The sequence below is a fragment of the Halosolutus sp. DAT137 genome (assembly GCF_059736405.1).
On record NZ_JCAQID010000001.1, the window covers coordinates 992410 to 1015098 of the forward strand.

Annotated in this window: 21 protein-coding genes; 14 read left to right on the forward strand and 7 right to left on the reverse strand. The window is 60.5% G+C overall.

Going from position 1 to position 22689, the window contains the following annotated elements; all coding sequences use genetic code 11:
• Positions 1–7 precede the first annotated feature (7 nt).
• The 5 genes from AC6I6L_RS04805 (at position 8) to AC6I6L_RS04825 (ending at position 4256) form a co-directional block, all read left to right on the forward strand.
• Positions 8–1177 (forward strand): XdhC family protein, encoded by a 1170-nt coding sequence (locus AC6I6L_RS04805; RefSeq protein WP_497916570.1) that lies wholly within the window; start codon positions 8–10, stop codon positions 1175–1177.
• A 14-nt stretch (positions 1178–1191) separates the two neighbouring features.
• Complete coding sequence (locus AC6I6L_RS04810; protein WP_497916571.1) at positions 1192–1545, forward strand: hypothetical protein; 354 nt, start codon at positions 1192–1194, stop codon at positions 1543–1545.
• Positions 1546–1725: 180 nt separating this feature from the next.
• Positions 1726–2427, forward strand: a complete 702-nt coding sequence (locus tag AC6I6L_RS04815) for a DUF7409 domain-containing protein (protein WP_497916572.1) — start codon at positions 1726–1728, stop codon at positions 2425–2427.
• 168 nt (positions 2428–2595) lie between these two features.
• Entirely contained in the window at positions 2596–3384 is a 789-nt protein-coding gene (locus AC6I6L_RS04820; protein WP_497916573.1) for a class I fructose-bisphosphate aldolase, read from the forward strand.
• A gap of 2 nt (positions 3385–3386) precedes the next feature.
• Complete coding sequence (locus tag AC6I6L_RS04825) at positions 3387–4256, forward strand: class 1 fructose-bisphosphatase (protein WP_497916574.1); 870 nt, start codon at positions 3387–3389, stop codon at positions 4254–4256.
• An 88-nt stretch (positions 4257–4344) separates the two neighbouring features.
• On the opposite strand, the gene AC6I6L_RS04830 is transcribed toward AC6I6L_RS04825, so the two are convergent.
• Positions 4345–4563, reverse strand: a complete 219-nt coding sequence (locus tag AC6I6L_RS04830; RefSeq protein WP_497916575.1) for a DUF8119 family protein — start codon at positions 4561–4563, stop codon at positions 4345–4347.
• Positions 4564–4668: 105 nt separating this feature from the next.
• Entirely contained in the window at positions 4669–5832 is a 1164-nt protein-coding gene (locus AC6I6L_RS04835) for a hypothetical protein (RefSeq protein WP_497916576.1), read from the reverse strand.
• Between the two features lie 249 nt (positions 5833–6081).
• Between AC6I6L_RS04835 and AC6I6L_RS04840 the strand changes: the two genes are divergently transcribed.
• Together AC6I6L_RS04840 and AC6I6L_RS04845 are read left to right on the forward strand one after the other, a co-directional pair.
• Positions 6082–7923, forward strand: a complete 1842-nt coding sequence (locus AC6I6L_RS04840; protein ID WP_497916577.1) for an acyl-CoA carboxylase subunit beta — start codon at positions 6082–6084, stop codon at positions 7921–7923.
• 196 nt (positions 7924–8119) lie between these two features.
• On the forward strand, positions 8120–8470 hold the full coding sequence (locus AC6I6L_RS04845; protein WP_497916578.1) for a DUF5658 family protein: 351 nt from the start codon (positions 8120–8122) through the stop codon (positions 8468–8470).
• A 54-nt stretch (positions 8471–8524) separates the two neighbouring features.
• On the opposite strand, the gene AC6I6L_RS04850 is transcribed toward AC6I6L_RS04845, so the two are convergent.
• The 3 genes from AC6I6L_RS04850 to AC6I6L_RS04860 are packed head-to-tail and all read right to left on the reverse strand — an operon-like array spanning position 8525 to position 10254.
• Positions 8525–9133: a PH domain-containing protein gene (locus AC6I6L_RS04850; RefSeq protein ID WP_497916579.1), complete on the reverse strand. Its 609-nt coding sequence runs from the start codon at positions 9131–9133 to the stop codon at positions 8525–8527.
• The gene (locus tag AC6I6L_RS04855; RefSeq protein WP_497916580.1) at positions 9130–9780 is read right to left on the reverse strand and encodes a PH domain-containing protein; all 651 of its coding nucleotides are present in this window, start codon (positions 9778–9780) and stop codon (positions 9130–9132) included. The genes AC6I6L_RS04850 and AC6I6L_RS04855 overlap by 4 nt, the downstream gene beginning before the upstream one ends.
• A gap of 3 nt (positions 9781–9783) precedes the next feature.
• A complete protein-coding gene (locus AC6I6L_RS04860; protein ID WP_497916581.1) occupies positions 9784–10254 on the reverse strand; it encodes a MaoC family dehydratase in 471 nt (156 codons plus the stop codon).
• Between the two features lie 155 nt (positions 10255–10409).
• Between AC6I6L_RS04860 and AC6I6L_RS04865 the strand changes: the two genes are divergently transcribed.
• Entirely contained in the window at positions 10410–11852 is a 1443-nt protein-coding gene (locus tag AC6I6L_RS04865; protein WP_497916582.1) for a carboxypeptidase regulatory-like domain-containing protein, read from the forward strand.
• A gap of 51 nt (positions 11853–11903) precedes the next feature.
• On the opposite strand, the gene AC6I6L_RS04870 is transcribed toward AC6I6L_RS04865, so the two are convergent.
• The gene (locus AC6I6L_RS04870) at positions 11904–13304 is read right to left on the reverse strand and encodes an NAD-dependent succinate-semialdehyde dehydrogenase (protein ID WP_497916583.1); all 1401 of its coding nucleotides are present in this window, start codon (positions 13302–13304) and stop codon (positions 11904–11906) included.
• A gap of 1528 nt (positions 13305–14832) precedes the next feature.
• Here AC6I6L_RS04870 and AC6I6L_RS04875 point away from each other — a divergent pair.
• From AC6I6L_RS04875 to AC6I6L_RS04895, 5 genes are all read left to right on the forward strand, one after another.
• Positions 14833–15633, forward strand: coding sequence for a class I fructose-bisphosphate aldolase (locus AC6I6L_RS04875; protein ID WP_497916584.1), 801 nt, complete (start codon positions 14833–14835; stop codon positions 15631–15633).
• Between the two features lie 109 nt (positions 15634–15742).
• Positions 15743–16507 carry an HTH-type transcriptional regulator GlpR gene (glpR, locus tag AC6I6L_RS04880; protein WP_497916585.1) on the forward strand — a complete coding sequence of 255 codons (765 nt, stop codon included), beginning with the start codon at positions 15743–15745 and terminating at the stop codon, positions 16505–16507.
• 523 nt (positions 16508–17030) lie between these two features.
• Positions 17031–17867: an ATP-binding cassette domain-containing protein gene (locus tag AC6I6L_RS04885; RefSeq protein WP_497916586.1), complete on the forward strand. Its 837-nt coding sequence runs from the start codon at positions 17031–17033 to the stop codon at positions 17865–17867.
• 206 nt (positions 17868–18073) lie between these two features.
• Positions 18074–19249 carry a sugar ABC transporter substrate-binding protein gene (locus AC6I6L_RS04890; RefSeq protein ID WP_497916587.1) on the forward strand — a complete coding sequence of 392 codons (1176 nt, stop codon included), beginning with the start codon at positions 18074–18076 and terminating at the stop codon, positions 19247–19249.
• 84 nt (positions 19250–19333) lie between these two features.
• A complete protein-coding gene (locus AC6I6L_RS04895) occupies positions 19334–20311 on the forward strand; it encodes an ABC transporter permease (RefSeq protein WP_497916588.1) in 978 nt (325 codons plus the stop codon).
• Positions 20312–20425: 114 nt separating this feature from the next.
• On the opposite strand, the gene AC6I6L_RS04900 is transcribed toward AC6I6L_RS04895, so the two are convergent.
• Positions 20426–21559: a PfkB family carbohydrate kinase gene (locus AC6I6L_RS04900; protein WP_497916589.1), complete on the reverse strand. Its 1134-nt coding sequence runs from the start codon at positions 21557–21559 to the stop codon at positions 20426–20428.
• 337 nt (positions 21560–21896) lie between these two features.
• Between AC6I6L_RS04900 and AC6I6L_RS04905 the strand changes: the two genes are divergently transcribed.
• Positions 21897–22679, forward strand: coding sequence for an SDR family NAD(P)-dependent oxidoreductase (locus tag AC6I6L_RS04905; protein WP_497916590.1), 783 nt, complete (start codon positions 21897–21899; stop codon positions 22677–22679).
• The last annotated feature ends 10 nt before the right edge of the window (positions 22680–22689 follow it).

Sequence of the window (22689 nt, forward strand, 5' to 3'; positions counted from 1 at the left end):
GACTGCTATGACACGAAGCAACTGGAGTGTTCCCGAAACCGAAGTACTGCAGCGCATTCACGATCGACTCAACGCCGACGGAACCGACGTCCTCGCGACGATCGTCGACGTCGAGGGAAACGCCTACCGCCGTCCGGGGGCGAAGATGCTCCTCGACGAGGCCGGTGCGGGTGTCGGAGCCATCACGGCCGGCTGTCTCGAGGACGAGTTGCTCGCGGCGGCCGAGTCCATCCGGGCCAGCGGTCAGCCGAAGCTGGTGACCTACGACCTGATGGACGACGAGGACGACGTCTGGGGACTCGGCGTCGGCTGTAACGGGATCATCGACGTTCTGCTGGAGCCGCTTTCGGACAGCTACCGGCCGGCCGTCGAAGCCTTTGCGGATGGCCGCGATATCGCCGTCCTCACCGTCCTCGACGGCGGGGACGGTCCGCTCGGTCGCGGCGATCGAGCCTACTACCAGCCGGACACAGGCAGGATCGAGACGCCCGAGGGTGAGCCGGCGGCGGACTGGCCGACGACGCTCGACGAGCCAGCGGCAGACCTCGCGGCCCGTGGTCGGGCCAGCGTCGTCGAGATCGAGTCTCAGGGCGAGTCACTCGAGGTGTTCATCGACGGACTCGCCGCCCCGGCGGAGCTGGTCATCTTCGGTTCGGGCCACGACGTCGGCCCGGTCAGCGAACTCGCGGCAAAAAACGACTTTCGCGTAACTGTCGTCGGTTTCCGCGGCGGTGTCGACCTCGAATCACGGTTCCCTGACGCCGACGCGACAGTGACAACCTCTCCTGGAACGCTCGAAGAGGCGATCGATCTCGACGAGAATACGCACGCCGTCGTGATGACCCACAACTTCGTCGACGATCGGCTGACGGTCGAACAACTGCTCGACTCGCCGGCACCCTACGTCGGGTTGATGGGACCGAACGAACGGTTCGAGGAGATGGTCGAAGCGTTCGAAAGCGAGGGCCGGCGCTTCGACGAGGACGCGCTATCCTCGCTGTACACGCCGATCGGACTCGACCTCGGCGGTGGCTCGCCGTATCAGATCGCCCACAGCATCGTCGCGGAGATATTGGCAGTCTCGAACGATCGAAGTCCGGATCACTTGCGCACCCGCGAGGGCCACATTCACGATCGGGTGTCGATCGGTTCCGAGGAAAACGCGCCACAGCAGTGACGCTGGCCGTACCGATGAGCACTGATGAGATTCCCGCGGGTTGCGTGCGATCCACGGCTGAGACCGGGACGCGACGGTGTTCGCTGTGCGACGTTCGGACTCCGGCGCGGTCGATCAGCGATCCCGCCGTCGATGGCTCGTTTTGCTGTCAGGGGTGTCTGGAAGTCGCGCGAGCGATCGAAACCGTGGCCGACGCCGAACGGGGGTCGCGGTCGAGTGACGCGATTGCCGGCGACCGTGACGGACCCCGGCGATCGACGAATGGAGAGTCAAACGGCACTGTCAGGCCTAGCGTGCGTCGGTACTGGGCGATCGCCGCAGTCTTGCTCGCCGGTGCGGTGCTGGCGGCACTCATCGTTTTCATCTAGCTGGTTGGTACGGGGGATCGAGGGAAAGGATCCACTCGCCACAACGACGCGCTGACGGTGGTCTCCGTCCGATCGATCGACGATCAGGAGCCCGAACGTCTGTACGGTCCGCGAACGTGTCACTGGGCAGTAGTTCAGGGCAACTTTCAAGAACGGACGGTGTGAGTATTACGTACTCTGGTGACCCCCGTGAGCAAGGACTCCGTACCCGGCGAACCCGCTGTGGACGGTCTCTCCGATCGATCGAGACCGGGAGAGCGTCACCCGGATGCCGGCCGGCAGAACGTGGTGGTCCGCCCGAACGGGGAGTCGATGTCGCCGGCCGAACTCGTCTTCGGGATGGGACCGCCGCCGGAGGGCGTCGATTCGAGGATCGATTCTGACGAGCGGGACGCACTCGACGCGGCCGGCGTCGATCCAGATTCGGTCGAGGACAAGGAATACTCCTACAGGATGCTGCTCGACGCGGGTGTCCCGGACTCGCTGGCGACCGACCTCCGCCGTCGACTCTCGTTGCCCTGGTCTCACGAGAGCGACGGCGACCTGGGTCGTCGATCGAGCGAGGTTCGCGGTCTCGGCGCGGCCGAACGCGAGTGGATCGCCGCCAGCGAGGACGAGGACTGGCAGTCGTTCGAGTACGCACAGTCCCGCAATCTCGACATCGACCGGGAGGCACCCGCCGAACGACCCTGGCCCAGACCGACCCCGGTAACGAGAGTGACCGGCGTCGGTCCCGACGACGCAGACCGGTTGGCCGACGCTGGCGTGGTTTCGGCCGAACGGCTGGCGACGGTCGACGCGTTCGCGGTGGCAAAGGCGCTGGATCTCGACGTGTTGCACGTGCGAACGTGGCGTCACAACGCCCGCGAACTGCTCGAGTAACAACACCATACCGTGGCAACTGGTGACGTTTTTGATTGGCTTCCGTCCGGTACCCACGCCCAGAGACGAGAATCGGTCGGCTACCGGCAAAGAATTACTACGCTTGTACGTAATTTAGATAATTGGAACCACCAGAGATATATACCGGCCTAGTGGACGAGTTATCAGATGATTCCGATCGACGACAGTCCGATCGTACGCGACGGGAAGACAGTGATACTCGCGATGGATCACGGGCTCGAACACGGGCCGGTGGACTTCGAGGCGGTGCCGGAGAAGCTCGATCCGTCGGCGGTCTTCGAGACGGCGACTCACGACGCCGTCACGGCGATGGCGGTCCAGAAAGGGATCGCGGAGGCGTATTACCCGAGTTACGAGGATGACGTGAACCTGCTGTTGAAGGTCAATGGGACCTCGAACCTCTGGATGGGCGAGTACGACTCGGCGGTGAACTGTTCCGTCGACTACGCCGCCGAACTCGGCGCTGACGCCGTCGGTTTCACCCTCTACGGCGGCTCGAACCACGAGGTGGAAATGGCAGAGGAGTTCCGCGACGTCCAGGAGGACGCCCGCGAGCACGACCTGCCGGTCGTCATGTGGTCGTACCCGCGCGGTCAGGGACTCAAAAACGACACCAAGCCAGGGGTCATCTCCTACGCGACTCGCATCGCCCTCGAACTGGGTGCCGACATCGCGAAGGTCAAATACCCCGGTAGCACCGACGCGATGGAACACGCCTGCAAGGCGGCAGGAGACATGAACGTCGTCATGAGCGGTGGCTCGAAGGTATCCGACTACGAGTTCCTCTCGACCGTCGAGGCGGCCATCAACGCCGGCTGTACGGGACTCGCCGTCGGCCGGAACGTCTGGCAACGGGAGAACCCGACCGAGATCCTCGACGCCCTCGAAAAGGTAATCTACGAGGAAGAAACGGCCGACGCCGCACTCGAGGGATAACTGTGACCGTGTCCGATCCAGTCGTCGACACCGTCGTCGCGACGATCGGCCGATCGGCGATCGAAATTCGACAGGGGCTGATCGGTCGCCGCGGGACGGTCGACGACGAAAACCCGAGCGGCGAGACCCAACTCGAAGCGGACGTCTGGGCCGACGACCTCCTCGCTGATCGACTGACGGCCATCGACGGCGTCGGTCAGTACGCCAGCGAGGAACGCCAGGAGCCGATCGACTGCGGCGCTGACCCGGCGGAGACGGGAACCTACGCGGTCGCGGTCGATCCGCTGGACGGCTCCTCGAACCTCAAGTCGAACAACTCGATGGGGACGATCTTCGGACTCTTCGACGACGCCCTGCCGGCTGCCGGCGAAACGATCGTCGCCGCGGGCTACGTGCTCTACGGCCCGATCACGACGATGGTGCTCGCGACCGAAGAAACCGTCACCGAGTACGAACTGACCGGCGGCGAGCCGACGGTCGTTCGTCGCGACGTAACCCTTCCAGAAGAGCCGGTCGTCTACGGTTTCGGCGGACGGGTTCCGGACTGGCCGGCCGACTTTCGGGAGTACGCCCGCGCGATCGAACAGGAGCTCAAACTGCGGTACAGCGGCGCGATGATCGGAGACATCAATCAGGTGCTCACCTACGGCGGGACGTTTGGCTACCCCGGCCTCGAGTCTCGCCCCGAGGGAAAGCTCCGCCTCCAGTTCGAGGGCGCGCCCATCGGCTACCTCGTCGAACAGGCCGGCGGACGTTCCTCGAACGGGACCCAATCGCTTTTGACCGTCCGACCGGACGACCTCCACGAGCGAGCGCCGCTTCACGTCGGTAACGCCGGATTGATCGATCGGCTCGAATCGACGCTCGAGTAGCTGCTCGCCCCGTTTCTGTCCGAAGGACGACTCGATCGCTTCCCGTCGTTCCCCCATCGAGGGCACACACGACGGTCCTTCGCCCCTCTCAGAGCCAGTCTGTGGTGAACGTGACGTACGCACCGACTCCGAGGAGCAGTGCGACGTAAAACGCCCACCACGACAACCCGGTCGTGAGAGCGACCAGCGTGAGAAAGACCACCCAGAGGGTAATGATGAGGACGTCGGCGAGCAGCCGCACGCCGGTTCGAAGCGGTCGACGGCCCGCGGCGGCTCGCGTCGCTTCGGACGAACGATCGTTACTCATCGGTTTTGGCGGTGTTCGTCGCGCAGGCGGTCGTCGATCGGGCGCGGCGTGGTGTCACGGTCATCGTCAAATCGGGCGCGGCGTGGTGTCACGGTCATCGTCAATTTAGAAATGATACCCGTACATGTCGGTCAGTTCGTAGGCGGCGACCCCCCAGACGTAGCTCTGTCCCGGCCACCAGGTTCGGGCGTTGTTGAACCCGGCAACGAGCACTTCGTCGTCATCCCCCTGCGGGTCGGGATGAAAACTCACCGACCCGCTATCACCGTCGGTCAGGTCCATCTGTCCACCCCAGCGGATCTGGCCGGGGCGGCAGAAATCGTCGGTGAAACAGGTGACCGCGTCGATTCCCTGAATCCGACCGGACGTGTGACCGGTGAGGGCACCGACTTTCTGGAGTTCTTCGCCCCGCGCGACGAGGTCGGCAAGCCCCCACCGGGTGAACTGCCCGAGAACCCTGTGGGTGGTCGGAGTATCGATCTCGCTGGCGGGCCTGATCCGACCGGCCGGTTCCACCGCAGCGATATCCTCGACCGAGTGGGCGTGGGCCACACTCCCGAGGTCGAGCGTTTCCGCCCCATCGACCGGCAACGACAACCGCGCATCGTCGACCGCATCGTCGAAGGCGTGTGCTGCCGTTACGAAGAACTGGCGCTCCCCGTCCGGATGATAGAGCGCCGGACCGAGCGTCGCCGTACTCGAGGGGGTTCGACAGGCGACCCCGCCGGGAACGAACCCGTCGGTAACGGAGTCGATGTACCGCGGTTCGAGCGCTTCGAGGCCGTCTTTCGGTCCCTCCGCGTCGACGATCGTTTCGACGTCGATGGAGATTCCGTCTCTGAACTCGTCGAGAACCTCCAGCAGCGAGTCGGCGTCGCTGGAAACCCCGACCGAGAGCGTTGCCGTGCCGTCCGCGTACGCCCCGGGAACGACCGCGCTTCCGAGATACCCGGTAAAGCCGAACTGTGCGAGGAGTTCGTTGAGTTCGATCGCCTTCTCGACGGAGGCGTACCAGTCGGCCGGGACCTCTCGCGTTCGTTCCTCGAGCGACCACGGATCGTCGGGGTCCGTGCGGGCGAGCGCCGTCACGATCGGCACCGCTCCGTCGTCCGTGCCGAGGAAGTCGTCGACGCCGAGGAGGTGGGCCGCACCGATCGCGTAGCCGCCGGTCGCAACGGTTCGGAGGAACTTACGGCGGTCCATGCCCGCGTCGAGTCGATCGCGAACGGTCGAAAGGTGTGTGGATGGTCCAGACTGGGTATCAGACATTTATCGTACCGGTCTCGAAGCGTCGAGTCGTCTGCTGATGGGCCTCACCGCATCAAAGCTAATCTTCACCTACGCTGTCGTAGTAACGGAATACTCGTGGAAATCGAGAATAGCAGTTGTGCCTGCACGTGCCGAGCGAGCACCCGGTACCGGATCGAGGCGACGCACACAGAACCACTCTCGACCGCTGGCTGAATCGGGAGCCGCCGGGGGAAAACGACTTGTACTGGCGCGGTAACAAATTTTGCCATGAAGGTCCGAATCGCGGCAGGGGCGTCGGACGAGGAGGCGTCAGCGATCGCCGCTGCGCTTGCCGAACACGTCGGGGAGACGATCGAGGTGTACGTGGGTCGCGACGACGAGCCGGTGGCCGTTCACGAGCACGCCGGTGCGCCCTCGCCCGGTTCGGACGCGAACGGCCAGGAGTCTGGCTCACGACCTGCCGAGGCGAGCGGTGCGCGCCCGGGCGGCGGGAGCAGCGTCGAAGACGCCGCAGGGGCGACTTCCGGCCGGACCGATCGCGAAGCGTTGCTCTGGGAAGAGATCGAGGATATCCTCGCGGGCGGCCCCGAAAAGTACCGTGAGCAACTGCCCGAGGAGGGAAAACTCTTCGTCCGCGATCGTCTCGACCTCTGGTTCGGCGGCGATGACGACGCCTTTCTCTTCGAGGACGGGAAGTTCGCGGCGTTCGACGACTGGCATCCACGAGGTGCAAACGTCGACGCGGAATCCGACGACCGACTCCCGGCGGACGGCCTCATCACGGGGGGTGCGACCTTCGAGGGGCGGGACGTCCATTTCATGGCCAACGACTACACCGTCAAGCGCGGGAGCATGGCCGCAAAGGGCGTCGAGAAGTTCCTCCGAATGCAACAGCGGGCGCTCAAAACCGGGAAGCCGGTCTTCTACCTGATGGACTCCTCGGGCGGACGCATCGACCAGCAGACCGGCTTCTTCGCGAACCGCGAGGGAATCGGGAAGTACTACTACAACCACTCGATGCTCTCGGGGCGCGTACCACAGGTATGTGTGCTCTACGGTCCCTGTATCGCCGGGGCGGCCTACACGCCCGTCTTCGCGGACTTCACGATCATGGTCGAGGGGATGTCCGCGATGGCGATCGCGTCCCCGCGGATGGTTCGGATGGTCACCGGTGAAGAGATCAGCCTACAAGAACTGGGCGGCCCAGACGTCCATGCCCGCGAATCGGGTTCCGCGGACCTGGTCGCGACCGACGAGGAACACGCCCGCGACCTCGTCGCCCAGTTGCTCAGCTACCTGCCCGACAACGCCGACGAGAAACCGCCTCGCGGAGAGGCGATCGAGCCCGCAACGTCGCCCGCGACGATCGACAGCATCGTCCCGGAGCACCCGAACAAGGGCTACGACGTGACCGACGTGATCGACGCGATCGTCGACGAGGGGTCGTACTTCGAGTTACAACCCGATTACGGCCGGGAGATCGTCACCGCCTACGCCCGTATCGATGGCCGGCCGATCGGTATCGTTGCGAACCAGCCCGCCCATCGCGCGGGAGCGATCTTCCCCGACTCCGCGAAGAAGGCCGCGGAGTTCATCTGGAAATCGGACGCGTTCAACATCCCGCTACTCTATCTCTGTGACACACCGGGGTTCATGGCCGGTTCTCAGGTCGAAAAAGACGGCATCTTAGAACAGGGGAAGAAGATGATTTACGCGACCTCCGCGGCGACGGTCCCTCAGCAGACCGTGGTCGTCCGCAAAGCCTACGGCGCGGGGATCTACGCGATGGGCGGCCCGGCGTTCGACCCCGAGAGCGTCATCGGCCTCCCGTCGGGTGAGATCGCCATTATGGGTCCCGAAGCGGCGATCAACGCCGTCTACGCTCGCAAACTCTCGGCGATCGACGATCCGGACGAACGCGAGCGAACAGAACGGGAGCTGCGCGAGGCCTACCGCGAGGACATCGATATCCACCGAATGGCCAGCGACGTCGTCATCGACGAGATCGTACCGCCCAGTACGCTGCGCGAGGAACTGGCCGCCCGGTTCGAGTTCTACGCCGACGTCGAAAAGGATCTGCCGAACAAGAAGCACGGAACGGTAATCTGAGCGCTCGACATCCGTCGGTCTCGATCGAAACCGATCGGTAGCGACGGGTTCCTGGCGGTTGTCCGCCATTACTCCCGCCCTCGATCGCCCTACGATTGCCATAACAATACCACGGGTAGTGGAATCGCCGCCTGCGACATCGCCACACACTCTCCCGTGGGCCGGTTGCGATCGGTTCGATTCCGATCGAGAGGCTATGAGTTCCGACGGCGCGTACCTGCGTCACCGACTGCCCGGAGATGCGTTTCTCGCCGATCTCGAGCGGTTGCTGTGGATCCTCGTCGTTCTCTCGCTCGTCGGCGACATCGTGACGACGTTCGTCGGCTTACACCTCGGTCTGAGCGAGTCGAATCCGGTCGCTCGGAGCGTGATCGACGACTACGGCGTCATCGGCATGCTCGCGTTGAAGGGGGTTGCGATCGCGATCGGACTGATCTGCAGGCCGATGCTCCCCAAAGCCTATCGCGCGATCGTTCCGGCGGGGCTTGCGATCCCGTGGACGGCAGCCGTCTTCGTCAACGTCTACATGATCGCGACGGTGGCCTGAGGCTCGTCGTTCCCGGCCCATCGAGCCACACTGTCCGGGCAGCGACAGCAGACCCTATCGTCGAATTCGATCGATCGTGCGCCGCCACGCACGAACTTCCGCACGGACGGACAGCCACTGTTCGCGAGTGCCGGGAAGCGAACGCGAGCGGGTCTCCCGTTGGGCGTCGAGTCTGGCCCTGATCTCGGCCGGTGACTCGACGTTCCAGAACTGGAGTTCGAGACCGCCGGCGGTCTCGATCGTGACTCGGCCGTAGCCGATCAGTCGGCCGATTGGACCCTGAGTGACGCTCGTATTTTGAATCCGATCGAGCGTGACGACGCGGACGGACACGCCGAGAACCCCGTTCCTGACGGCGACCCGACGGTTCGTGATCAGAAAAGCCGTCCGCGAGACCCGAGCGTACTGCCAGCACGCGGGGACGAGAACGATCGGAAGCCAGACCAGCCCGAGCGGCGACACGATATTGAGTCCAACGGCACTACCGATCGCGAAAATCCCGGCGATGCCGAGGGCGACCCAGGGGTAGACGGTCTGGAGCCGCGGCCGGCCCTGCCACCGGACGGCTTCGCCAGCCCCGGTCGCGAGCCAGTCACTCTCCCCGACGGACTGGGGCGCGTCGGCCTGCACGCCGTCGGTCGAACGGAGATCCGAACGTGTCATCGGGAGGGATGGGAGTCGTCCGGCGTCGACCGTGTGTCCGGGTCCGTGCTGGGTTTCGACTCCCGTGGGGAAGAGGACTCCTCGACGGCCTCGCGAATCGCACGGAGTTCTGCGAGGATTTCAGTGAGGACGTCATCCACCGGCTGTTCGTCGTCGCCTCGGGGTCGATCGCGATCGACGAGATCGCTGATCCGTTTTTGAACCGCTCGCGGGTCGGGGACGGATCTGAAGGAGAGTTCGACGCCGGACCCCCCCGCCGTAGAGACTTCGACCGTCCCGTAGCCGAAGTAGTTCCCGACCGCACTCTGGGAGTAGGAGATGTCCTGGACCTTCCCGTGTTCGATCCGCTTGACGTCGCGAGAGAAGACGCCGGTTTTCTTGTAGAGTGCCTGGTCCGTGACGACGTAGTGGGTGTTCGTGACGCGCAGATACTCGCCGGCGATAATGAGGATGCCGATCAGGATAATCGAGAGCGGGATACCGACGGCGAACGCCGGGACGAGCGTGCGTCTGTCCGGTCCGCTGGCCCACACGATCTCTTCGTCGTCTTCGAGGGTGAGCCAGTCGAGGTCGGTGGGGTCGAGGCCGGTCGAGTCGGGGCCAGCGGAATCGGGTCCAACGGAATCGAGATCGGTCGATCGAGCCATCGATCACTCACCCTCGCCGTGTGCCCGTTTCAGTGAGAGGACGGTTCGATCGAACGAACAGACGAGCGGTTCCGCTGGGTCGTTCGCTTTGAACACCTCGACGCGCATCGTCACGATGCCACGGTCGCCGTCGCTGGTCTCGCGTTTGTCGGTAACCGTCGACTGGACGCGGATCGTATCACCGTGGTAGACGGGACGAGGATGCTCGACGTCGTCGTAGGAGAGGTTCGCGACGATCGTTCCGTCGGTCGTCTCGGGGATGGTGACGCCGACGGCCAGGCTCATCGTGTAGAGGCCGTTGACCACACGCGCTCCGAACTCGGTGTCGGCCGCGAACGTCTCGTCCAGGTGCAGCGGTTGCTGGTTCATCGTCAGGTCGCAGTAACGCTGGTTGTCGCTTTCGGAGATGGTCCGTCGCCGTTCGTGGTCGATCGTCTCCCCGACGACAAACTCGTCGTAGTACAGTCCGGCCATAGGTCCGCCTCACGGAGGGAACACAAAAACGTGACTCCCACCCGAAACTGTCCCCGGAGCAGGCCAAGAACCCATCGATCGAAAAACCACCAGCGATCGTCTGTATCGTTCGCGCGGCCGGAACGTTATTTTGCCCCCGTTCTGTACGTAATCTTGTGAGTTCGGGGTCGATCGAGGACTGGCGAGTCAGGGCGGTCGTCGTTGCGGTGGGAGTCGTCGGTCTCGTCGCGATCGCAGGGACGGCCGCCGTCGGCGCGGCCGTTCAGACCGACGGGAGTAACGGGACGGCGACGGTCGAGGGGGTGCTCGCAAACGAAGCGGGGGCACCGCTTGTGGACGCGCCGGTGTCGATCGACGAAACGGGCCAGGTGACGACTACGGACGACGATGGCGCGTTTTCGTTCGCGGTCGGTCCGGGCGAGTACACGGTCTCGTTCGACCCTGAGGAATACGACCAGCGCTCCGAACGCGTCAGCGTCGACGAGGGCGAGACGGCGACGATCGACGCCGAGTATCGAGTTATCGAAGGAACGGTGGCGGACAACGAAACTGGCGACAGCGTCCCCAACGCGACCGTCAGCGTCGAGGACTGGGAGACGAATGTCGAGGACGACGGCTCCTTCGAACTCGCCGTCTTGCTCGAGGGGCAGGGTCAGTACACCGTCGTCTCCTCGGCCGAAAACTACCACACCGACCGCGAGCGCGTCGTGTTGTTCGGAGAACCTCGTAGAACCGTCTCGCTCTCGCTCGATCCCGACAGGCCCCCGCTCCGAACCGGGTACGTCGAGGGAACGGTAACCGATCGAAACGGGACGCCGGTCGAGGGTGCATCGATCGAGGCCGACTCGCTCGACGCCGACGCGGTAGCCGGTGGCGATTCGATCGACACCGAAGCGCTGACAGACGCCGACGGCCGGTTCAGGATGGAACTCCCGGAAGGAGACAGCCGACTGACAATCGCCGCGGACGGCTACGACACTGGGACCGTCGAGCCGACCGTCTTTCCGAACGTCCGGACCGTCCAGAACGCGACTCTCGATCCCGCCCCGATCGAGATCTCCGGGATGGTCCGGTACGACGATGGGACGCCGATCGCGGACGCGACCGTTACCGTGCTCGAAGCTGGCGAGGAAGCGACCACCGGCGGCGACGGAACGTACGCCTTCGAAATCGAAGCCGGCGCGTACGCGGTGACGGCGGAGACGACCGACAATCGCTCGATCGAGACGACCGCGTCCGCCGATCCCGGCGACACGCACGTCCACCATTTTACCTTCTCGACGATCGAAGACGATGACGACGACGCTGACGACGGCGAGTACGTCGAGGAGGGCGAACCGGGTGACGCCGACCCGGAGACCGACCTTGCGGAATCACCAGCCGACACGGAGGGCAGCGCCGCTGGCGACGCTGACGGAGGTGGGGACGCAAGCGAGTCCGGCCCGACGATCACCCGACACCCTACTGAAACCGGTTCCACGGCCTCGTTTTCGCAGTTCGGAACCGTGCTCTTCTATGCCAGTACCTTCCTCGCGGTGTTGATTTCTGCCGCAGGGGTCGGACTCTACCGCGATCGGCGGTACCAGCGCGAGGAGTGAGACGTTCGCCCCGACGGGTGAGCTACCCGACGAGTCGACCGAACTCGAGCGCTACTCGACCATCTCGGTTTCCTCGCCGGCCTCGTGTTGCACCCAGATCGTTTTCGTGTTGACGAACTCGTGGATACCTTCGCGGGCGAGTTCGCGGCCGTAGCCGGAGTCTTTCACCCCGCCGAAGGGCAGTCGCGGGTCGGATTTGACGAGTTCGTTCACGAACGCGAGACCGGACTCGAACCGGCGGGCGACGCGCTCGCCCCGTTCTAGGTCGTCGGTCCAAACGCTCGCACCCAGGCCGAACCGGGTGTCGTTCGCCTTTTCGATCGCCGTCTCCTCGTCCGGCACCTCGAAGACCGTCGCGACGGGGCCGAACAGTTCTTCGCTGTCTGCAGGTGCATCCTCGGGAACGTTCGTCAGAACGGTCGGCGGGTAGAACGCGCCGTCACGATCGATCGGCTCGCCGCCGAGTCGACACCTGCCGCCCCGGTCGATCGTCTCCTCGACCTGGTCGTGAAGTTCCTCCATGAGGTCTTTGCGAGCCTGCGGGCCGATGTCGGTGTCGTCGTCCATCGGGTTGCCGACGGTCTGGGCCGCCATCTCGTCGACGAATCGATCGACGAACTCGTCGTAGACGTCGGTGTGGACGATAAACCGCTTCGCGGCGATACAGGACTGGCCGTTGTTAATGAGTCGGGCCTGCACCGCCGTCTCGACGGTCCGGTCCATCGGTGCGTCGTCGAGGACGACGAACGGATCGCTTCCGCCGAGTTCGAGGACGCTCTTTTTGAGTTCGCTTCCGGCCGTCCCGCCGACAGCACGTCCGGCCCCGTCGCTCCCGGTGAGTGTGACGCCCCGAATTCGATCGTCCGAAATCACCTCGCCGACTTCGTCGGAGTCAATCAGCAGCGAGGTGAACGCCCCCTCTGGATAGCCGGCCTCGCGAAAGACGTCCTCGATCGCCCGGGCACAACCAGGAACGTTCGAGGCGTGTTTCAGCAGGCCGACGTTGCCCGCGGTGAGATTCGGCGCGGCAAACCGGAACACCTGCCAGAACGGGAAGTTCCACGGCATGACCGCGAGTATCGGTCCCAGCGGCTGGTAGGCGACTTTCGTCTCCGCGTTCGGATCGCCCGCAACGGCTTCGTCACCGAGAAACTCCGCCGCGTGTTCCGCGTAGTACTCACAGACCCAGGCGCACTTTTCGACCTCGGCTCGAGCCTGGCCGATCGGCTTCCCCATCTCGTCGGTCATCAAGGTGGCGTACTCCTCGCTGTTGTCCCGCAAGATCTCGCCTGCCGTCGCGAGCAGTTGCTGGCGCTGTTCGATCGGCGTTTCGTGCCACTCCTCGAACGTTTCGGTCGCCCGCTCGATTCGCTCGTCTCGGTCGGCTTCGGAGTCTTCGTCGAATGTGTCGACGACTTCCCCGGTCGCCGGATTGATGCTCTCGATCGTCATGGAAGTGTCGTCCACGACGAGCGGCTTGAAACGGGACGCGTCACGAGCAAGGTCGACGACGGAACCGCATAGAATCAGTGTAGTGGCGATCGGAGTCCGAGACACCCCGGCCGTCGAGTAGACTGCGACATAATAAACTATTCTATGTTTATTATTAGCGGTGCTTGGCGTTTCACGTGTCTTTTTGGAATTCTGTTTTGTACGGTTGTAGATATCCGAATCAGTCATCCGGATCGAGCGATACTCAGATTACTATCGTCTACAATAACGCAGATTACACGGGTAGAAAATCAGCTATAATCGGAATTTAGCGTGTTATATCCAGTGTATTGGTAAATAGATGCGTGTTCGTATAATCCTGAGATGAAAATCAACTGGAGGGCTATTTTGTGGTAGTTATTTGTGGTAGTTATCGATCGATCGAGACTAAACGAGAGTGAGGTTATAACGGCGTAGAAGCGCTGAAACCCATCGATTGATTTCCTACCGACGTTACGAGTCATCGATCGAGATTCGTCTTCGTTCGGCTACCCTCCTCGATCTCGAGCTATCATCCAGTGTCTGAGTATTTGTCGAATATTGGATACTATGTTCAGTTATCGATGCTCCTATAACAGATTCCGACCATAATAAACAAAATTGAGTTTCTAATATATCGCGTGCGGAGATATCTCACCAGTATCGGAACCGTGCCGGTGACTCTTTGCGGAATCGAGTTCGGTCGTCGTGTGGTTTGTTTTACAAACATACCTGTGTAAGGCTAGCGGGTCGATCGAGGCTGGACTCACAGCCGCTCGTGGGTCCACCGATCGATACTGTCGACACGCTCGTCCGGGGGCACCGAATGAACGTTTTCCGTAGTGGTATCGAGCCTCTCGTGGTGTCTCGACGAACGGTGTATCACGGCTACACCGGTGAACTTGTTACATATGTACAATTGTAATCTACTGCCAGGATAGTACACGCGCCAGATATCCGGATAGATTTCCAGTAGACACTCATTCACACTAAGTGATTGAATGATACATTTGAGTGTAGTCAATCTATTTCAATCGAATTTTGAGCAATACTATCCATCCTATCACTCAATATAATATCCACCTTGCCACTTCGTTACTGATTGTCATTGTGTGAGAGACCAGTGACATTCCCAACTCTACGTGGAATTTTTTACTGAGGTGACTTTGTCTGCGCATTTCTTCTGGAAAACTATCTTCGAAACACGCAATAATATGAACCGCTGCGTGAGAACTGCAAATGAATAGATCAACCTACTTGAACTCGCAACGATTCCAGCTCACGCACTATCTGTACAACGTTGAACTGGGGTAGCCGTCTCGATAGAACTGACTCGCTCACATGTGGCGCTTCGGAGACGATCGCCACTCCTTCAGGAGGAATTGCCCAGATAAGCGTTATCGAAAGTCAACCCCATCCGCTCCAACGGACAGGTAGCCAACCAACTGGACTAACCGCAATAAATAGAAACGAATATATACATCGATCCTATTTTTTGGACTGAAGTTCGATGTCAGAGATACCGCTCCTCGATACCCCGTCAGGGAATTCAGTCGTCGTAGCGCTCGATCACGGACTCAGTCTCGGTGCGCCAGATGGGTTCAAAACGCCAGAAAAAACGCTCGACAACGTACTCCAAGGAAACCCGGACGGCGTCCTCGTTGGCCCTCACTTTGCTCGTCACTATCAGGACCGGCTTCAAGAAGCCAACGTAGACGTCGTCCTCACAGCGGATGTCGTCACGTGGTCGACCAGTCCCGGCAGGGATCACGGTGAAGACCTCTGGACTCCGGCTTTCGATACCGAGTTTCTGCGTGAGTTCGACCCCGCAGGCGTCAAAGTCGTCCTCGTGTTTGGGAGAGACGACAACGAGACATTCCGCCGAAATGTCGAATACGTCTCTGGGTTAGCCGAAGACCTTCGTGGTACTGGGATTCCGCTGGTTGTCGAACCCGTAATGTGGGGCGAACGCATCCCCGACCAGTTAGAAACCGATTCCGAGTTCGTTGCCGATGCCCTTCGACTGGGCTGGGAGTTTGGAGCGGACATCCTGAAAGCCCCTTATACGGGGAGCATCGATTCGTTCGAGCCGATCGTTTCGAACGCGCCTGTTCCTGTAATGATTCTTGGCGGTCCCGCGTCGGGAACGACGCGTGCTATGCTCGAATCCGTCGAGGAGTCGGTAGCGGCCGGCGCTCGAGGGCTAATGATCGGCCGAACGATCTGGAAATCCGAAGATCCGGCCCAGACAGTTGACGCCCTCACAAAAATCGTACACGAAAACGCGTCCGTCAGCGACGTCTGGGACTGAAACCGACACTCGGGTAAGTCGCCGGTGGATATATATCTCCACACGAAAAAACATCTTTTATGCATACCCCACTGACGTGGCAGGCGGCCGTTTCCCGTGGTGAGACGGCATGAGTACGCCGGAAAAGCGCCGCCGTACCATCGTCGAGTTAGTGACGAAACACGGTGGACTCACAGTGGAAGAGTTAGCGGATCACGTTACCGTTTCAGAATCCACGATTCGGCGGGACTTAAACGAACTCGCCAATCGAGATCTGGTGGAGCGAACTCACGGAGGAGCGGTCCCCATAACGAACGTTGGTATCGAACGGTCGTTCGACCGGCGCGTTGTCCAACAGCTCGATCGCAAACAGGCGATCGCCAACCGTGCAGTTGAGGAGATACAAGAAGGTCAGGTCGTCTATTTCGACGCCGGAACGACGACGATGCAGGTCGCCAGGGAAGCGCCAGCCGACGGGTCGTTCGTCGCCGTGACGAACTCCCCGCTTCTCACGCCCGAACTGGGCACGGAGAACGGCACAGTCAAATTGACCGGTGGAGAGTTCCGCAGCGAAACGAAGGCGCTCACTGGCCCTACGGCCGAGGAGTACATCCGCACGTCGAACTTCGACGTGGCGTTTCTCGGGGTCAACAGCGTCGAACTGGATGGAACTCTGTCGGCCCCGAACGAGGCCGAAGCGAACCTGAAACGTCTCGTCGCCGCGAACGCGGCTCGAACCGTCGTCGTTACGACGACGGAGAAATTCGGCAAGCAGAGTTTTCGCCAGTTCGGATCGATCGACGATATCGAGGTCCTGATCACGGATGGCAAGGTTCCCGACGACTTCCGAAAACTGTTCACGGACATCGAACTTGTAGAAAATACCTTTGAGTGATCGAAAAGCGGGTATCCACCCGGTATCGTCGATAGACTTCGTTCATCTTTCACTTGCCGGTGCGATAGGGGAGAGAATACGGCCGGCTCACGGTCCTGAACGCTAGTCCGCTTCAAAACGTCGGTTGATGTGTGAAAACCGATGACTGCCATCGGGTTCACCCACCGGTTCAGGCGTGGAATGCGACTAGTTCCTCACGAGAAATTTTTAGCCAAGCCGGGTCACAGTCTCCGTTTCGTCGTTGGTTACTACGATCGGTTTGGTTTTCCCCGATGATCGGCGGGAAAGTGTCGCTGTGCAGTGCTGCAAGTCCCTGTTTATACCCCTGAAAGATCGACCGAGCACAACTCCGGCAAAATTCTCACAGGGGCACAGAACACCTGCCGTCTGTCGTACGTAATTTCTATCCTCTCTATCCAATACCCAATATCGGGTACAGCCGTAGTCTTGGGGGTTTACCGAAGTTTTTTATACTGAATGTGCATAGTTACCATCGATCTGCACGACGCAGTATGAACCTTTCATGACTTCAGACCCCAATCAACCGCGCATCGAGGTGGAGAATCTTCAGAAACGATTTGGTTCCGTCGAGGCCCTCTCAGACGTTACTCTCACTCTTAGAGACAACGAAGTCTTGGGCCTCGTTGGAGACAACGGCGCGGGAAAGTCAACGTTCGTCAAAACGCTAGTCGGTATTCACCAACCCGACGCTGGTGAAATTCGCTTCCGTGGCGAATCAGTCGCTATCCACGGACCTAAACATGCTCGTCGTCTTGGCGTGGGCACTGTCTACCAAGATTTAGCGCTGGTCGACGAGCTCTCAGTCGCAGAGAACCTGTTCCTCGGCAGAAAACCGGTAAAGAAAGTTGGTGGGGTGCTCCCGATCGTCGACTACGAGGAGATGAAAAAAGAAGCCGACCGAATCCTTGGTGAATATCTGAACATCGATATCGATCCGGAAACGCCCGTTGAGTATCTCTCCGGCGGGGAACGACAGGCGATCGCTATCGGACGTGCACTCGTGACTGATCCAGACATAGTGCTTCTCGACGAACCGACATCGGCGCTCTCAAAGGCGGCCGTTGAACAGGTCGAAGACCTGGTTCAGCAGCTGAAAGACTCTGGCCACTCGGTTATCCTCATCGATCACAATCTCGAAGAGGTGCGGTCGATGACCGACCGCATTGCCATACTGTTCAACGGAGAGATCGTTGACGTCGTTGAGACTGGCGATGTAACACGCGACGATATCGTCAATATGATGGTTTCCGGACAACCGGTCGACGCGCCAGAGCAGGAGGGCGACCGTTCGATAGATCGGCGTTCGCAAAACGAGTCAACAGAAGTGTCTACTAGCTGAGCACTCCCAGCGTCTTCCAACGACCGATGTAGGTACGAGAGATCGGTAGCGAGCGTCAAATGGCGAATCAATTCGCACGAAGACTCCCCAAATAGAACGTTCTCCCTCAATATGACTCAGTACCAGTTATTATCCATAATTATGAATATAAAGTATTAAGTAGTGTGGGAGGTATGGGAGTTATCGGGTACACAACCCGTGCTAACATGACTAATAGAAGAAAGCTCCTGAAAGGGATCGGTGCAGCAAGCGCGATCGGACTTGCAGGATGTCTCGGAGAGGATGACAACGGTGGAAACGGAGGCAGCGGTGGTAACGACCTTGAGACCGACGACGACACGCAGAACATCGTCGTTTCGATGAAGTCGATGGGACAGGCCGGCCTATACGTGCAGGGCCAGGCAGCCAACTGGTACACCCAGGACATGGATGACGTAGAGATCACCATTCTGGATGCCCAATTCGACGCTTCGAAGCAGACTCAAGACGCGATCAACGCGATCAACCAGGGGGTCGACGGCATCTTGCTGAACCCCTACGACGGACAGGCGTCAGCTCAAATCGTTGAGGCAGCCACGGAGGAGAACATCCCTGTGATGAACTTCGATACGGCGACGCTATCTGAAGACGTGTTGATCGGCGCTTTGTTCGGACAGTACGAAGGCGGTCGCGTTGCGGCCGAACAGTTCACCGAGATGATTGAAGAACAGGGAATCGACGAACCAAAAGTGATTACCAGCGTCTTCAACTTCGAATCCACGACGAGTCAGGAGCGCCTCTACGGGTTCACCGAGAATATTCCCAGCGACGTCGAAATCGTCAATCGCATCGAAAGCGACGGAACCCCCGAAGACTCGGCACCGGACACACAGAGCGCCTTACAAGCTAACCCCGATGTCGATGCTATCTACTCGAACAACGTCGGCAGTGGGATGGGCGCGTTGACTGCACTGGATCAGATGGATATGTACCACCCCTCGGATCACGAAGACCACGTTATGGCCTTCGGCATCGACGGTGGGCCGGAACTCAATCAGCGAATTGCGGACGGCTATTACGACTTCGCTGTCGACCAGCCACTTCACATGTACGCCCCGCTCACGCTTGAACTAATGTGGGACTATCTCGAAGGGGGCGAAGACGCGCTTCCGCAAGTCGGCGACACGGTCACTCCCGGAGAAGAACTCTCGATCGAGAACAAGGAAGTCGAGGGAATCAACCCATGGGAAGAACAGTTCTGGGGGCCTGCCGACATGACCGAGTATGAAGCCGACGACCAGACCTGGTGGCCGTGGCTGAAATGCAGACACGCAATGATCACGCAGGATAACGCCGAGGCGGCATACCTCTACGGAAACGTATACCGCGAGATCGAGGGTTGATCGAGACGCAACTCTTCCACAAGAATGAGTGTAACATCTAACTTGACCTCCAGAATCTCTCAATTGAGGGAGGACCGGACTCGGATGATGTTGTTCACGCTGGACAACCTCATTTGGCCGATCCTGCTGGTAGCGTTTGTAGTCTTCTCCATACTACTGCCGGATGTCTTCACTCAGTACAACAACATCGAATTCTTGTTGTACATGAGCGCAGGACTGGGTGCAATTGCTCTCGCAGAAGCGATTTGTCTACTCAGCGGGAACTTCGATCTCTCGGTCGGTTCGGTTGCGGGTTTCTCTGCGATGGCAGCTGCGCTGTTCCTCACGGAGTGGTTCCCGGGAGCACCGGGGGTCGTGGGGATCCTGGTTCTTCTGGCAGTCGGCGGCACGATCGGATTCCTGAACGGGTTCTTCATCGCCAAGTTCGATGTCAATCCGTTCCTGCAGACGCTCTCAACGCTCATCATATTCGAGGGAGGCATATTGGTGCTGTCCACACGATCAGTCTACGGCCTGCCGGAGAGCTATCTGTGGCTTGGCGGCGGGAGTGTGTCTCTCGGAGGGCTGCTCGCCCAGGCTGTCCCGGTTGCCATTTTCTTCCTTCTGGCCCTCTACGTTGTGACGTGGTTCATGTTAACGAAAACGCGGTTCGGAAGAAAGGTATACGCCGTCGGCGGGGATGAGGAGTCCGCCGCTGAAGCGGGCATCGACACAGACCGCGTGGTCATCGCCGTCTTCGTCCTTTCAGGAATGCTAGCTGCGTTGGGAGGATTGCTCCTCACTGGATTCAACGGCGGTGCCACTCCGACGCTGGGAACGGCACAGCTGTTTCCGGCGTTCACGGCGGCGGTTATCGGAGGGATCAGCCTGTTCGGTGGTCGCGGCAACGTACTCAACGCTCTCGGTGGAGTACTGCTGCTCGGCACTATCGCTGCAGGATTGGTGATGCTGAATATCGATCCACAGATTGTCCAAGCGATCAACGGGGTAGTGCTGTTCTCTGCAATCATGTTGTACACCTTCGTACACCGGTACCGGGAACGACTCCTCTCGGCCCTCTGATCGCTGCGCGTCTTCACCGTTTTACTCCTCACTTCTGGCTCGAAGACGACGCTTGGCAGACGGACTTCGTCCTACAGACGGCCGTACCGTAAAGAACGATTTGGAGACGACGGGTTAGTCGAACTGGGTGCCGTAGGATTCGACGGCAGAGACGACGTCAGGATAGCACGGCGTTTCACCGGTTCGGACGAACTCGCGGGCGAGGGCATTCCCGAGGACGACAGCGGCGTCGTCCGGTAGCCCCTCGATGAGGCCGAGGGTCACACCAGCGTTGAAATGGTCTCCCGCACTCGTCGTCAGCTCGGGCGACTCGACGGGCGGGACGGCGACGCTGGCCACCTGTTCTTCGTTCACGACCACCGATTCCGTGACGCCGTGGCCGACGAACCGGTCGACATCGAGGGCGTCAAACGCAGTCCGAGCGTCGTCGACGATGCTGTCGCCGGCGCCATCGCCGAGTTCGGCGGCCAACACTTTCGTCTCGAACCGATTCGCGGAGACGGTCAGGTCGACGACCTCGTTGAGACGTCGCGTTGCTGAAGCGATCTCCGCAAGTTTCGATCGATCGAGTTCTCGGATGTTGGCCGGATCGAGCAACACGTGTCCAGGCGGGCTGGAGAGTTTCGGAAACACGTGCTCCCGTACCCCGTCGAGGATACCGGCGAGGGACGGAATTACCGACCAGTATCCGATTCCGAGCAGTCGCGCCCCGTCGAGTTCGTCGATCAGTGTTTCGACACCGACTCGAGACGTGAGCAAGTCCCAGTCGAGTCTCCCGGCGTCGCCGCTTTCCATCAGCATGAGCTTACCGTCGTCGAATTCGATAGCGTCGGTGACGCCCGGATCGCCCAGCGAGTGGATGGTACAGTCGACGAACTCTCTCTCGAAGATGTCGAGGAGCGGATCACCGCACATTCCAAGCATCGTCGGGTCGAATCCCATACCCTGGTACACTCGCGAGAGGTGGCTGGTATGGCCGCCGGTTCGTCGCCGCTCGTTCTCCCACGACACCGAGAGTGAACTGTTGGCTGCCGCCGACGTCGACACCTCAGCACCGAACTCGTCGAGCGTCGTGATACGTTCTTGGAGACCGTCGTCAACGTTTCGTCCAATCGTTCGCACGTTGTCGACGTATCCGTCGAAACCGAAAACGACATCTCCCCCGATCGGTTCCGGCGGGAGATGGTTACGACAAGTGAGTACTGCATCACGCGTTTGCCTGTCCGGGAAGGGGTTTTCAGTGTTCATATCGGTTCAGTATTCATTTCTGCATCATTAATCCTTCTTGTGTAGTTTCTATCAGAAGATCTACGTTTATTCGTCGATCGTACATCGGTTTGAACACCTAATCGAGGTTGCCTGACGATCGGTCATAGGCGTGTATGTCGTCATTTTCGGGATCGTAAATAAACCTTCACACGCAGATGACCAGATACCGCGTAGTTTTCCCTAACGATGTTCGTGGAGGTGCGGTGGTTCCTGTTCCGGTCACTCCCGCTACTGTCGACGAACAGATTGCGCGTTTGCCGAAACCTGTCGACAGTTCGTGGTAAGATATATAACGGTTGATAAAAAGTACTCTCCCATGGGTACGCTTAACCCGAATTTCGAGGACGAGACTGTGATCGTGACGGGCGCAACGTCGGGAATCGGCCGGGAAATCGCCCTCCGGTTTGGCAACGCAGGAGCCGCCGTCGTCGTCGCGGACATCGAAAAAGAACCGAAAGATGCCGAGATTCCGACTCACGAGGCGATCGAAGACGAAGGAGGGACTGCCGAGTTCGTGCAGGCCGACGTCACGGACTACGATCAACTGACAGCCCTTGTCGACGTCGCGCGCGACTACGGGGGCGTAGACGTGATGGTCAATAACGCAGGCCTCTTCATTGGCGGATCGATTCTGGAACTCACCCCCGAGGAGTTCGACCAGATTCACGCAGTCAACGCCCGCGGCGTGTACTTCGGCACGCAGGTAGCTGCGAACGATATGATCGATCGCGGTGAACCCGGCGTGATACTCAACACGGCATCGATCAGCTCGAACCACGCCCAGTTCGATCAGGTGCAGTACGACTCGACCAAGGGCGCCGTACGGATGATAACCCGAGGCGCGGCGCTCGAGTTAGCCGAGGAAGGAATTCGCGTCAACGCCGTCGCACCGGGACAGATCGGGACCGAGTTTATCGACGGATGGAGCGAGGAGGCACCCGAGGCGGCAGAAAACGACGACCTGATCAAACCGGTCCCGCTCGGGAGAGCAGGGACGCCCGAGGATGTCGCCGGTGCGTATCTCTTCCTCGCGAGCGAAGACGCCGGGTACGTGACCGGTGACCTCGTCTCCGTCGACGGCGGCTGGCAAGTCTTCTGAGTTGACCGCG

Coding starts and splice junctions, on each gene's coding strand:
- AC6I6L_RS04875 (WP_497916584.1), top strand. CDS start 14,833: ATGTCAGAGATACCGCTCCTCGATACCCCGTCAGGGAATTCAGTCGTC.
- AC6I6L_RS04830 (WP_497916575.1), bottom strand. CDS start 4,563: ATGAGTAACGATCGTTCGTCCGAAGCGACGCGAGCCGCCGCGGGCCGT.
- AC6I6L_RS04810 (WP_497916571.1), top strand. CDS start 1,192: ATGAGCACTGATGAGATTCCCGCGGGTTGCGTGCGATCCACGGCTGAG.
- glpR (WP_497916585.1), top strand. CDS start 15,743: ATGAGTACGCCGGAAAAGCGCCGCCGTACCATCGTCGAGTTAGTGACG.
- AC6I6L_RS04835 (WP_497916576.1), bottom strand. CDS start 5,832: ATGTCTGATACCCAGTCTGGACCATCCACACACCTTTCGACCGTTCGC.
- AC6I6L_RS04870 (WP_497916583.1), bottom strand. CDS start 13,304: ATGACGATCGAGAGCATCAATCCGGCGACCGGGGAAGTCGTCGACACA.
- AC6I6L_RS04860 (WP_497916581.1), bottom strand. CDS start 10,254: ATGGCCGGACTGTACTACGACGAGTTTGTCGTCGGGGAGACGATCGAC.
- AC6I6L_RS04890 (WP_497916587.1), top strand. CDS start 18,074: ATGACTAATAGAAGAAAGCTCCTGAAAGGGATCGGTGCAGCAAGCGCG.
- AC6I6L_RS04845 (WP_497916578.1), top strand. CDS start 8,120: ATGAGTTCCGACGGCGCGTACCTGCGTCACCGACTGCCCGGAGATGCG.
- AC6I6L_RS04840 (WP_497916577.1), top strand. CDS start 6,082: ATGAAGGTCCGAATCGCGGCAGGGGCGTCGGACGAGGAGGCGTCAGCG.
- AC6I6L_RS04820 (WP_497916573.1), top strand. CDS start 2,596: ATGATTCCGATCGACGACAGTCCGATCGTACGCGACGGGAAGACAGTG.
- AC6I6L_RS04895 (WP_497916588.1), top strand. CDS start 19,334: ATGATGTTGTTCACGCTGGACAACCTCATTTGGCCGATCCTGCTGGTA.
- AC6I6L_RS04900 (WP_497916589.1), bottom strand. CDS start 21,559: ATGAACACTGAAAACCCCTTCCCGGACAGGCAAACGCGTGATGCAGTA.
- AC6I6L_RS04850 (WP_497916579.1), bottom strand. CDS start 9,133: ATGACACGTTCGGATCTCCGTTCGACCGACGGCGTGCAGGCCGACGCG.
- AC6I6L_RS04805 (WP_497916570.1), top strand. CDS start 8: ATGACACGAAGCAACTGGAGTGTTCCCGAAACCGAAGTACTGCAGCGC.
- AC6I6L_RS04905 (WP_497916590.1), top strand. CDS start 21,897: ATGGGTACGCTTAACCCGAATTTCGAGGACGAGACTGTGATCGTGACG.
- AC6I6L_RS04885 (WP_497916586.1), top strand. CDS start 17,031: ATGACTTCAGACCCCAATCAACCGCGCATCGAGGTGGAGAATCTTCAG.
- AC6I6L_RS04855 (WP_497916580.1), bottom strand. CDS start 9,780: ATGGCTCGATCGACCGATCTCGATTCCGTTGGACCCGATTCCGCTGGC.